This is a genomic window from Actinomyces provencensis, from assembly GCF_900155435.1.
Lineage (GTDB): Bacteria > Actinomycetota > Actinomycetes > Actinomycetales > Actinomycetaceae > Pauljensenia > Pauljensenia provencensis.
In genome coordinates, this window is sequence record NZ_LT700212.1 from 2,076,185 (window position 1) to 2,087,386 (window position 11,202).

The 11,202-nt window shown below is 71.5% G+C and carries 10 protein-coding genes; 8 read left to right on the forward strand and 2 right to left on the reverse strand.

Features of this window, described 5'->3' with window-relative positions:
* The first annotated feature begins 92 nt into the window (after positions 1 to 92).
* Positions 93 to 884 carry a sulfite exporter TauE/SafE family protein gene (locus BQ9890_RS09185; protein WP_075891019.1) on the forward strand — a complete coding sequence of 264 codons (792 nt, stop codon included), beginning with the start codon at positions 93 to 95 and terminating at the stop codon, positions 882 to 884.
* A gap of 26 nt (positions 885 to 910) precedes the next feature.
* On the opposite strand, the gene BQ9890_RS09190 is transcribed toward BQ9890_RS09185, so the two are convergent.
* On the reverse strand, positions 911 to 1,534 hold the full coding sequence (locus BQ9890_RS09190) for an FMN-dependent NADH-azoreductase (RefSeq protein ID WP_075891021.1): 624 nt from the start codon (positions 1,532 to 1,534) through the stop codon (positions 911 to 913).
* A gap of 219 nt (positions 1,535 to 1,753) precedes the next feature.
* Here BQ9890_RS09190 and BQ9890_RS09195 point away from each other — a divergent pair, with 219 nt between their 5' ends.
* The 3 genes from BQ9890_RS09195 (at position 1,754) to BQ9890_RS09205 (ending at position 4,840) form a co-directional block, all read left to right on the forward strand.
* On the forward strand, positions 1,754 to 2,794 hold the full coding sequence (locus BQ9890_RS09195; RefSeq protein ID WP_075891023.1) for a hypothetical protein: 1,041 nt from the start codon (positions 1,754 to 1,756) through the stop codon (positions 2,792 to 2,794).
* An 80-nt stretch (positions 2,795 to 2,874) separates the two neighbouring features.
* Complete coding sequence (locus tag BQ9890_RS09200) at positions 2,875 to 4,131, forward strand: DNA glycosylase AlkZ-like family protein (protein ID WP_075891025.1); 1,257 nt, start codon at positions 2,875 to 2,877, stop codon at positions 4,129 to 4,131.
* 229 nt (positions 4,132 to 4,360) lie between these two features.
* On the forward strand, positions 4,361 to 4,840 hold the full coding sequence (locus BQ9890_RS09205) for an RNA-binding S4 domain-containing protein (protein WP_078062348.1): 480 nt from the start codon (positions 4,361 to 4,363) through the stop codon (positions 4,838 to 4,840).
* A 143-nt stretch (positions 4,841 to 4,983) separates the two neighbouring features.
* On the opposite strand, the gene BQ9890_RS09210 is transcribed toward BQ9890_RS09205, so the two are convergent.
* Entirely contained in the window at positions 4,984 to 5,658 is a 675-nt protein-coding gene (locus BQ9890_RS09210) for an MDR/zinc-dependent alcohol dehydrogenase-like family protein (RefSeq protein ID WP_075891027.1), read from the reverse strand.
* A 222-nt stretch (positions 5,659 to 5,880) separates the two neighbouring features.
* Here BQ9890_RS09210 and BQ9890_RS09215 point away from each other — a divergent pair, with 222 nt between their 5' ends.
* The 4 genes from BQ9890_RS09215 to BQ9890_RS15895 form a co-directional block, all read left to right on the forward strand.
* Positions 5,881 to 7,620, forward strand: a complete 1,740-nt coding sequence (locus BQ9890_RS09215; protein ID WP_075891029.1) for an ABC transporter ATP-binding protein — start codon at positions 5,881 to 5,883, stop codon at positions 7,618 to 7,620.
* Positions 7,617 to 9,659 carry an ABC transporter ATP-binding protein gene (locus BQ9890_RS09220; protein ID WP_075891031.1) on the forward strand — a complete coding sequence of 681 codons (2,043 nt, stop codon included), beginning with the start codon at positions 7,617 to 7,619 and terminating at the stop codon, positions 9,657 to 9,659. The genes BQ9890_RS09215 and BQ9890_RS09220 overlap by 4 nt, the downstream gene beginning before the upstream one ends.
* A gap of 376 nt (positions 9,660 to 10,035) precedes the next feature.
* A complete protein-coding gene (locus BQ9890_RS09225; RefSeq protein ID WP_143226291.1) occupies positions 10,036 to 10,899 on the forward strand; it encodes an aldo/keto reductase in 864 nt (287 codons plus the stop codon).
* 10 nt (positions 10,900 to 10,909) lie between these two features.
* Positions 10,910 to 11,202: hypothetical protein (locus BQ9890_RS15895; RefSeq protein WP_230297891.1), on the forward strand; the 293-nt coding region annotated here is incomplete at its 3' end.

Below are 11,202 nucleotides of genomic sequence, written 5' to 3' on the forward strand. Positions count from 1 at the left end.
CGCCGGGAGGCACGGGCGCGGGCGGGACGCCCTCGTGGACCCGCGGGTGGACGCACCCGCCCCCCGACCCGCGCACCGCCTAACTTGGACCCGTGTTCGAAGGACTCGCCGATCTCCCCTGGTGGGCTCCCGTCCTGCTGTGCCTGGCGGCCCTGCTGGCCGGATGGGTCGACGCGGTCGTCGGCGGGGGCGGCCTGATCCAGTTGCCCGCGTTGCTGCTGGTGCCCGGTTTCGCCCCGGTGCACGCCCTGGCCACCAACAAGCTGGGATCGGTCATGGGCACGCTCACCAGCGCCACCACCTACTACCGCCGGGTCAGGCCCGACCTGCGCACGACCCTGCCCGTGGCCGGTGTGGCCTTCCTGGGTTCCATGGTCGGTGCCGTGGTCGCCAGCCACCTGCCGACCTCAGTGTTCACCCCCGTCGTCATGGTGGCGCTGGTGGTGGTCCTGGTCTTCACCGTCGCACGACCCCGTGTCGGCAGCGACGAGGAGGACACCCTGCCCCTGCCGGCCAGCACCCTCCTGCTCCGCACGGTCCCCTTCGGTGCGCTGGTCGGCTTCTACGACGGGGTGATGGGACCGGGGACGGGCTCCTTCCTGGTGCTCGGACTGGCCGTCCTCACACGCTGCACCTTTCTCCGGGCCAGTGCCACGGCGAAGATCGTCAATGCCGCCACCAACCTCGGGGCACTCGCCTGGTTCGTCCCCCTGGGGGCCGTGGAATGGCGCCTCGGTGTCCTCATCGGGGTCGCGAACATGCTCGGGGGCTACCTGGGGGCACGCACCGCAGTGCGTCTGGGCAGTCGCTTCGTGAGGGCGGTGCTCATCGTGGTCGTCTCCGCGCTCCTGCTGCGTCTGGGGTACCAGGAGTTCGCCGGCTGACAGCGGCGACCCGGCCCCCGAGGGAATCAGAACTCCCGCGCCAGCTCCGCGACGCGCCGGGAGGCTGTGGCCATGATCTCGTCGGCATTGGCAGGATCGTGGTCCATGCCCTCCGCATGGACCTCGTGGAAGTCGTCCACGCCGAGGAAGGCGAAGAGGGTGCTCACGTACGCACTGGCCGGGTCCTGCCCGTTGAAGACACCGCCGGCCGTCTGGATGTGGAGCGCCCGCTTGCCGCGGACCAGGCCGACGCCCTCGCCCGAGGCGTTGTACTTGAAGGTCACCCCCGCCACGGAGATCGTGTCGATCCACGCCTTGAGGCGGGTGGGCACCTGCAGGTTCCACAGCGGATTGGCGATGACGACCTTGTCGGACTCCATGAACTGCTCGGTGTAGTGGTTGAAGAGGGTGATCTTCACCTGCTCCACCTGGTCGAGGTGCACGAAGGGGGTCCCTGACCTCAGGGAGTGCCACCCGTTGAGGAGGTCGAGGTCGATCTCGGGGATCGCGACCTCGTAGAGGTGCAGGTCGGTGACCGAGTCCTCGGGGTGTGCCGCACGGTAGGCCGCCACGAACTCGTCCGTCAGCCGCATCGTCCTCGACGTCCCCGCGTCCAGCGGGTGCGCCCGCACGACCAGCAGTCTCGTCATGGTGGGTGCTCCCTCGTGCCTCGATCTCGGTGCCCGGGCGTGGCTCCGCGCCCTCCGCTCGAGGGTAGCCCCGGCCGTGCACGGGCAGCGGGACCTTCGGGGACCGGGACGAGGGCGCACTGCCCCGGACCTGCCCGCGCCGGCGGTCACGGTGGTGGGTGCGGGAGACCTGCGTGCGGGCAGGGAGGACGGGGCGGACGCCTGGAGGACAATGGCACGGTGGACATCACCCGGCAGGGCGCGGACAGGGCGTTCCCGCCCGACTCACTCCCCGTCGCCCTGGGTCGCCACGCGCTGGGCCTGGTCGCGCGCCAGCTCCGCGCACGCGGTGTCCACCAGGTCGTCCTCCCCGACCACCACTGCCTGACCATGCTCACCCCCTTCCAGCTGGAGGGCATGCACGTGGCCCACGTCCGCACCGGCCCCGACCTCCTCGCGGACCCTGCGGACCTGGCCCGCACGATCGGCCCGGACCCCTCGGCGTGGGCCGTCCTCCACTGCGAGACCTTCGGCGCCGCGCCCTCGTCGGCACTGGCCGGGGTCCTCTCCGGGGCCCGTCAGCGGGGCGCCACCCTCATCGTCGATGCGACGCACACCTGGCCCGACGCCCCCCACGTCCGGGGCGACCACGTGGTGGCCTCCGTCCGCAAACTCACCGGTCTGCCCGACGGGGCCTTCGTGACGGGCCTGGACCGCAGCCTCCTCCCCGACCTGACCCGCACCGCGACCGACGAGGCCGAGACCCTCACCTGGCTGGCCGGCGACGTCGACACTGCGGAGGACCTCATGGACGCCGAACTCCGACCCGTGGCCATGTCCCCGCAGTCCTCCCGCCTCCTGTCGGACCTGGATCTGGACGCACTGGTCGACTCACGCCGGAGTCGGGGCCGTCTCCTGTCCCGAGCCCTGGAGGAGCTCGGACTGGAGGTGCTCTCGCCGCCGGACGCGCACTTCTGCCTCACCTTCCGTCACCCGAATGGCCCGGAACTCGTCCTCGCACTGGCGCGGGCCGGCGTGGACGGCCCCGTGTGGTGGCCGCGTCCCACCGGCTGGACACGGGACTGGCCCGACGACGTGGTCACGCTGCCCCTGGACGGGGGAACGGGTCGCGGCCCGGACGACAGGACGGGACCCCTGCGGGACAGCCCCGCCACCCCCGGCGAACCACCCACGGGTGGGCGGGAGTCGGTCACCACCACGGGCCCGTCCCGCTCCGTGCCCGTCCTGGACCTGCTGCGACGGACCCTGGCAGGGTCCTGAGGCCAGCGGTCGGAGGAGACGGGCCGTCCACCTCCGTGAGGGACCGCATGGACGGTCACCCCGGCTGCTAGCCTTCCCGCATGTCGTACACACGTTCGACCGCGAGGTCCTTGGCGGTGTCCGCCGCGGGCCTGGGGGTCCCCCGTCCGCCGCGTGCACGCAGCCGTGCCGAGGCCCGGCGACGCGCCCTCGCCCTCGTCCAACGCCTGGGATACGTCCAACTGGACTCCGTCAACGTGCTCGCGCGCGCACAGGACATGGTCCTCTTCTCCCGCCTCGGGCCCCTGCCACCGGACCTCCTCACCGCCCCCACGCACTCCGGCCCACCGGACGTGGTCGAGCAGTGGGCGCACGAGGCCGCCGCCGTGACACCGGACGTCGCACGGCTGCTCTCGGCCTTCCCCCGCCGGGGATCGTGGGGATCACGCACCCGGCACCTCCAGGACCCCACTTGGGAGGACAACCTCGCGCTCGTCATGGCGCGCCTGGCCTCCGCGCCGGCCACGGCGTTGGAGGTGGCCGACGAGTTCGCGGGCGCGGACCGCGAGCGCCGCCACCTCTTCGAGACCTGTGCGCTGTACGCCTTCCACGCCCGCCAGCTCGTCGGCGTGGGTCGCACCGCTGCCTTCCAGCGCCTCCTGGCCGATCCCCGCATCCTCTGGGCGGACTGGTCGGGTGTGCCGGTGCCGACACCGGAGGAGGCCACCCTCGAACTCACCAGGGTGGCCCTGCGCGGACTCGGTGTCGCACGCGCGTCGACCGTGGCGGACTGGTTCCGCCTCTCGCGCGGTCACACCGCCTGGGCGCTGGAGCGCCTGGAGTCCCTCGGGGAGGCGCACAGGGTCGAGGTCTCGGGGACACGGAGCGCTGCGTCCAACCCGTGGTGGGTGTCCACGGACGTGGACGAGGGCGCGACGCCCGGACCTGACGACAGGGGTGCCCCGACCACACCGACGCGGCGTGACCGGGTCCGGCTGCTGTCCCCCTTCGACCACCTCGGCGCCCATCGGCCACGTCTCGAGGAGCTCTTCGGGGTCCACTACCGCATCGGGATCTGCACACCCGCGGACAAGCGGGAGTTCGGCTACTACGACCTGTTGGTCCTGGTGGGTGACGAGATCGTGGGCAGGATCGATCTCCGCGCCGAGCGGTCCCGGGGAGAACTCCTGGTCCGGGGCTTCTGGTTGGAGGCGTCCCACGCCCGGGCACCGATGCGCACGGCGCGCGCCGTCCTCCCCGAGCTGCGCCGCATCGCCGTGTGGCAGGGACTGGGGCACGTGGCCGTGGAGAGTGGCGCGCGCGGCGACGGGGCCGCCGCGCTGACGATGGCCCTCTGACGGGGTGCCTGAAGGCACGGGTGCGGGCGCAGCCAGGACACGGGGCGAGCGTGCGGCCACGAAGGGGGAGCGTTCCGGTGCAGCGCGGGACATGACCAGCCCGGGTGGTCCAGAAGCTTGCGCCAAGGGTCCGGAGCGTGCCTCGGACTGCCAGAGAGGCGTGCGTCGAGGGTCCGGAGAGGCGTGCCTCGGGGGAGGAGGGTGGCCGCGGTCTGTCTAGGATGCCGCCATGACCACCTGCCCGGGGACGACCGCCGACGGTGCTGTGCCCGAGCCGGACTCGGGGACCGTGCCGGGGACACCCGTGGCCCCACCCCCGGGTGCGCTCGCAGCGGGATCCGAGGTGCGCGTGGACGTGTGGCTGTGGGCGACCCGCCAGACCAGGTCACGTTCCCAGGCGACCTCGGCCGCGCGTGCGGGACACGTGAGGATCAACGGGGAGACGGCCAAGGCCTCGCAGAAGGTCCGCGTCGGCGACGAGGTCCGGCTGCGCGTCGAGGGGTTCGACCGGATCCTGGAGGTCCGCGCCCTGCTGGTCAAGCGGGTGGGGGCACCGGTGGCACGGCAGTGCTACGCGGACCACTCCCCCGAGCACCCCCGCCCCGTGGGCGGCTTCGCCGTGCGGGACCGTGGCGCGGGCAGACCCTCCAAGCGGGAGCGCCGCGAGTTGGACCGTCTCCGCGGACGCGACTCCCGCGAGCACGGCTGAGGGCACGGCACCGGTCCTGCGGCTCGCGCCACGCCGTCCCCGGACGCCGGACGCCGGGCGCTGCGGGCTCCCGGTCGGACGGACTCCTCCGTCGCGGCCCGACCTCCCCGGAGCAGGGCGGACCGTCGGGCCGGGGCCCGGTGTCAGCCCTGGTCCCGGACACCGTCCCGGGCCGCTGCCACCGCCGCCGACCAGGACCCGAAGTGCTGCCGGACCGTGGCCGGTGCCGGGACTGACTCCCCGGCGCCGCGCCGCTCCCGCGCCCAGTCCGTGTAGGCGGCGAAGGAGGCCGACCCGCCGGCTGCCTCCGTCTCCTGGAGGAAACGCGCGACCGAGGCGACCTGGGTGTCACCGGTGAACCGTGTCCCGCCCCGTTCCCGTCCCCGCGCGGATGTCGCCACCCCCAGTGAGGAGAGTGCGTCGTTCCAGCTGCCTCCGCCCAGCCGGACGGCGACCGTGCGCGAGGTGGGCGGCCACACCAGCGCGCCCTTCGAGGTCCCCGCACCCCACCCGGTGAGGAGGTCGCGGCGTGCGCGCTCGAACTCGGCGGCGGAGATCCTGCCCGCGCCCCCTGCACCACGGGCCCAGGACCTGGTCGCCACGACCAGTGCCGCGACCCGCTCCTGCCCGGCGAGGTCGAGGCCGTGCCCCGAGAGAGTTGGTTCCAGGAGCGCCACGAGCTCGGTGGCCACGCCCTCGTCGATGGGTCGGAGCGGCGGGACATCCCGCGCGGACCCCAGCACGCACCAGAAGCCCGCCTCCACCTCGTCGCGGGAGAAGGCACTGCCCCTGGTGCGCGGCGACTCCGGTGGTTCCATGGCGCCAGTCTAGGAGGGGAGTGCCCCCCACCTGTGAGGTCCTGCTCAACCGCCAAGTGGTGCAGAGCGCCCCGGGCCGCGCGGATCTAGCATGTACCCGTCTCGACGGTGCCGGCGCCGCAACTCCCGGCACCGCACTCCGTATCCCACCCCCGGAGGACACCCCCGCCCCTGCCCCGGGCCGGACGGGCGTCCGACCGGCTCCATCCGAACGGACCACCTGTGCTCTTCAGACTTGCATGGACCTACCTGCGCACGCGCCTCGGCGAGGTCATCGCCACCGTCGCACTCCAGACGCTGGCAACGGTCGCGGCCCTGTACCTCCCCGATCTCAATGCCCGCATCATCGACGAGGGCGTCGCCCTGGGTGACACCGCCTTCATCTGGCGCATGGGTGGCGTGATGATGGCCGTCACCCTCGCCCAGGCGATCGCCACGGGCTTCGCCGTCTTCCTGGGGGCGCGCATCTCCATGGGGCTCGGCGCCTGGCTGCGCCACCGCATCTTCACCCACGCCCAGGACTTCTCCGCCCAGGACGTGCACACCTTCGGTGCGCCCTCCCTCATCACCCGCTCGACCAATGACGTCCAGCAGGTCCAGATGGTCACCCTGATGACCTTCGTCATCATGATCCAGGCCCCGATCATGGGTGTCGGTGGGGTCGTCATGGCGCTGCGCCAGGACGTGTCCCTGTCCCGGCTGCTGCTGGTCCTCGTCCCGGTCCTGGCCGTCGTGGTCGGCCTGATCATGATGCGGTTGTCGCCGCTCTTCTCCGTCCAGCAGACCCGCATCGACCACATGAACACCGTCCTGCGCGAGGAGCTCACCGGCATCCGCGTCATCCGCGCCTTCGTCCGCCAGCGCTTCGTGCGCCAACGCTACGCGGACGCGAACCGTGACCTGCGTGCCGTCGCCCTGAAGATCGGCACGCTCTTCGCGCTGATGTTCCCTGCGGTCACCGTGGTGATCTCGCTGTCGACGGTGGCGGTGCTCTGGTTCGGTGGGCACCTCATCGACTCCGGTGACATGCAGATCGGCGCGCTCTTCGCCTTCATCAACTACCTGGGACTGATCTTCCAGGGCGTCATGATGGCGGCGATGATGTTCATCATGGTGCCGCGCGCCAATGTCTCCGCAGGCCGCATCCACGAGGTCCTCGACCACACGCCCTCCGTCGCCGACATCGCCTCCCCCGTCCCCGCCCCGCAGGGACGCTGGACCTTCGCCCTGCGCGACGTCACCCTGCAGTACCCCGGCGCGGAGGAGCCGGTGCTCTCGGGCATCGACCTCGCCCTCACCCCGGGTACCACCACAGCGGTCATCGGGGCCACGGCCTCGGGCAAGACCACCCTGGTGAACCTGCTGCCGCGCCTGATGGACCCGACCTCGGGGACCATCGAGGCCTCCGGGGTGCCCGTCGACCAGCTCGACCTGGGCGAGCTGCGGGGGCGCATCGCCATGGTCCCCCAGCACGCCTACCTCTTCTCCGGCACCATCGCCGAGACTGTCTCCGGTGTTCCCTCCCCCGACGCCGCCCAGCGCGAGCGCGTCGAGTGGGCGCTGCGGGGTGCCCAGGCCACCGAGTTCGTCACCCGCACGGACCAAGGGATCGACTCCCGGGTCGAGCCCGGCGGCACCAACTTCTCCGGCGGGCAGCGTCAGCGCCTCTCCATCGCCCGCGCGCTCTACCGGCGCGCGGACCTCTACGTCTTCGACGACTCCTTCTCCGCCCTCGACTACGCCACCGACGCCCGGCTCCGACTGGCACTGCCGGACTACGTCGAGGGTGCAGCCGTCCTGATCGTCGCCCAGCGGGTCGCCACGATCCGCCACGCGGAGGTCATCGTCGTCCTCGAGGACGGCCAGGTCGTCGGCCGGGGCACGCACGGCGAACTCATGGAGTCCTGCCCGACCTACCGCGAGATCGTCGCGTCCCAGATGAGCGAGGAGGAGGCAGCATGAGCCACGGACCCGGACCACGCGGCGGCAGGGGTGTCGCCCCGGGGCAGCGCTCGGAGAACTTCGGCCCCAACCTGCGTCGCCTCCTGGGCGAGCTGAGGCCCGAGTGGCTCCTCCTCACCCTCGCACTCATCGCCTCCGCAGCGGGAGTGGTGGCCTCCGTGGCCGCCCCCCGCGTGCTCGGACACGGCACGGACCTGATCTTCAACGGGGTCGTCGGGACGATGATCGCCCAGGCCCCCTCCAAGGAGGCCGCAGTGGCGGCCCTGCGCCAGCAGGGCAATGAGAAGCTGGCCCAGATGCTCCAGGGCATGGACGTCACCCCGGGCCAGGGCATCGACTTCACGGAGCTGGCGCACGTGTTGCTGGTCGTGGTGGCCATCTACATCGCCGCAGCGGTCCTCATGTACGTCTCCGGACTGTTCCTGCGCGTCGTGGTCCAGAACACCGGCTACCGCATGCGCACCCAGGTCCAGGACAAGATCGAGCGCCTGCCGCTGAGCTACCTGGACCGCAACAGCCGCGGTGACCTCATGTCGCGCGTCTCCAACGACGTCGACAACGCCACCCAGGTCATGAACCAGACGCTGTCGCAGTTCTTCCAGTCGATCCTCACCATCATCGGCATCCTCGCCATGATGCTGGTCATGTCCTGGAAGCTCACGCTGGTGGCCATGGCGGTCGTCCCGCTGGGTGCATTCCTCGCCGTCCAGCTGATGAAGCGCGCCCAGCCGCAGTTCCGCGAGCAGTGGAAGTCCACCGGGCAGGTCTCCGGAGTCGTCGAGGAGGCCATGACCGGTCACGAGGTCGTCGTCCTGTACGGCCTCGAGGACCGCTTCACCGACGAGTTCAACGAGTCGAACGAGGCCCTGTACCACTCATCCTTCAAGGCACAGTTCATCTCCAACCTCGTCATGCCCCTCATGGGCATGATCTCCAATGCCTCCTACGTGATCGTGGCAGTCGGCGGCGGGATCATGGTGGCCGGTGGTTCGATGTCCCTGGGGCAGGTCCAGGCCTTCATCCAGTACTCACGCCAGTTCACGCAGCCACTGGGTCAGTTGGCCTCCATGGCGAACTCCCTCCAGTCCGGTGTGGCCTCGGCCGAGCGAATCTTCGACTTCCTCGACGCGGAGGAGATGGAGCCCGACACCGGCGCGACCACCTTCGCCGCCGCCCGCGGCGAGGCCGAGTCACCTGCGGAGGAGGAGGTCCACGGACGCATCGTCTTCGACCACGTCCGCTTCGGCTACAACCCGGGGACGGAGGTCATCAAGGACCTCTCCCTGGACGTGGAACCCGGGCAGATGGTCGCGATCATCGGGCCGACCGGCGCGGGCAAGACGACCCTGGTCAACCTGCTCATGCGTTTCTACGAGCTCGACTCGGGCTCGATCAGCATCGACGGGGTCGACATCCGCGACCTGGACAAGGACACCCTGCGCTCGCACACGGGCATGGTCCTGCAGGACACGTGGCTCTTCGAGGGCTCGATCGGTGACAACATCGCCTTCGGCCGCGAGGGCGCCACGCACGAGGAGGTCGTCGAGGCCGCCCGCGCCACGGCCTCCGACCGCCTGATCCGCCAGCTGCCGCAGGGGTACGACACCCCCATCAGCGACGAGGGCGACACCGTGTCCGCGGGCGAGCGACAGTTGCTGACGATCGCCCGCGCCTTCATCGCCCATCCGGACCTGCTGATCCTGGACGAGGCGACCAGCTCGGTGGACACCCGCACCGAGGTCCTCGTCCAGAAGGCCATGGACCAGCTGCGTCGCGGACGAACTGCCTTCGTCATCGCCCACCGACTCTCCACGATCCGCGACGCGGACCTCATCATGGTGATGGAGGAGGGCGACGTCGTCGAGACCGGTCGGCACGAGGAACTGCTGGCCCGCGGGGGTGCCTACGCCCGCCTGTACCAAGCCCAGTTCGCCGGTCCCGACGGTGAGGAGACCGATGTCGAGGCTCCGGCCCCCGAGCTCCCCGCCGCTCCCGAGCAGGAGGACAGCTCCGGCACCGGCACGGGCACCGATCACTAGGACTCCTGGCACGTCGACACGCCCCCAACGCGCCCTGCGGTGACCACCGCGGGGCGCGTTCCGGTCGGGGGCGCTCTCGTCGACAGACGATGCGGGCGAGCTGGCCGTTCCCCGTGACGGGTGCTCCCCCATCCGCGCAGGAGGTCGGAGCCGACCAGTCTTCGGACCCGCTCACGGTCGTGTGGGCACTGTCAGTCGCCCCCACCCCGGGACGACGGGAGTCGGCCACGGGTCCGGGGAGCACACGGGCGCGGGACCACCGGCCCCGCGCCACGGGCCACTGACGACGGACGCCGGAGGGCCCCGCGAGCCCCTGACGGGCCGGCACGGCCCACCCCGCCCTAGGCTGGTGGCACCACACACGGAAGGCCCACCCATGCCCGACTCACCCGAGCTCCACGTCGTCGACATCCCCGCAGTCCCCCTGGCCAGCGGCATCGCCATCCCCCAGCTGGGGTTCGGCACCTACAAGGTCACCTCCGACGTCGTCGACGTGGTCCTCAGCGCCCTGCGCCTGGGGTACCGGCACATCGACACCGCGCAGATGTACCACAACGAGGCCGAGGTCGGGCAGGCGTGGACCGACTCCGGGCTGGAGCGGGAGGAAGTGTTCCTCACCTCCAAGCTCGACAACCCCAACCACGAACCCGACGTGGCGCGCGAGTCCTTCGCCCGCACCCTGCGCGACCTGCGCACCGACCACGTGGACCTCTTCCTCATCCACTGGCCACTCCCCATGCACTACGGCGGCGACGTCGTCACGACGTGGAAGGTGCTGGAGGAGTTCCTGGAGGACGGTCGTGCCCGCGCCATCGGGGTCTCGAACTTCGAGCCCCACCACCTGGAGCCGATCCTGGAGCACGCCGACGTGGTCCCGATGGTCAACCAGGTGGAGGCCCACCCGTTCCTGCCCAACCGCACCGTCCACGACTTCGACGACGAACACGGCATCGTCACGGAGGCGTGGTCCCCACTGGCACGTGGCCGGGCGGCAACGGACCCGGTGCTCACCGCCATCGGCGAGGAGGTCGGTGCCACCGCCTCCCAGGTGGCGCTGGCCTGGGCGATGCAGCGCGGTGACGTCATCTTCCCCAAGTCCGTGACACCGGCGCGTCAGCAGGAGAACCTGGGGGTCCTCGACGTCCGGCTCACGCCGGCGCAGGTCGCCCGCATCGATGCACTGGACGAGGGCGAGTCCGGACGCACCGGCAGCCACCCCGACACCCTGGACCGCTTGTGAGGAGCCCACTGTGAGGACCCTGCGCCGGCTCCTCCTCGCCCTGGTCGTCGTGGTGCTCCTGCTGGTCGTGGCGGACCGCACGACGGACCACTTCCTGGAGAGCGGCATCGAGGACTCCCTCGCCGCCACCCCGGGCGTGGTGGCCTCGGCCCCCGCCCCCGGTAGCGACACCTCCGGGGGCACGGCTCCCGGCGCCACAACGACGGGGGACGGTGGGGACGGCCCGGCGGACGGCAGCGGCGTGTCCGGGGAGCTGGCCGTGCGCGTGGAGGGCATCCCCGTCCTCACCCAGTTGCTGGCGGG

Excerpts from the sequence above, each read along its gene's own strand:
- BQ9890_RS09225 (WP_143226291.1), top strand. The coding sequence starts at position 10,036 with ATGCCCGACTCACCCGAGCTCCACGTCGTCGACATCCCCGCAGTCCCC.
- BQ9890_RS09190 (WP_075891021.1), bottom strand. The coding sequence starts at position 1,534 with ATGACGAGACTGCTGGTCGTGCGGGCGCACCCGCTGGACGCGGGGACG.
- BQ9890_RS09210 (WP_075891027.1), bottom strand. The coding sequence starts at position 5,658 with ATGGAACCACCGGAGTCGCCGCGCACCAGGGGCAGTGCCTTCTCCCGC.
- BQ9890_RS09205 (WP_078062348.1), top strand. The coding sequence starts at position 4,361 with ATGACCACCTGCCCGGGGACGACCGCCGACGGTGCTGTGCCCGAGCCG.
- BQ9890_RS09220 (WP_075891031.1), top strand. The coding sequence starts at position 7,617 with ATGAGCCACGGACCCGGACCACGCGGCGGCAGGGGTGTCGCCCCGGGG.
- BQ9890_RS09200 (WP_075891025.1), top strand. The coding sequence starts at position 2,875 with ATGTCGTACACACGTTCGACCGCGAGGTCCTTGGCGGTGTCCGCCGCG.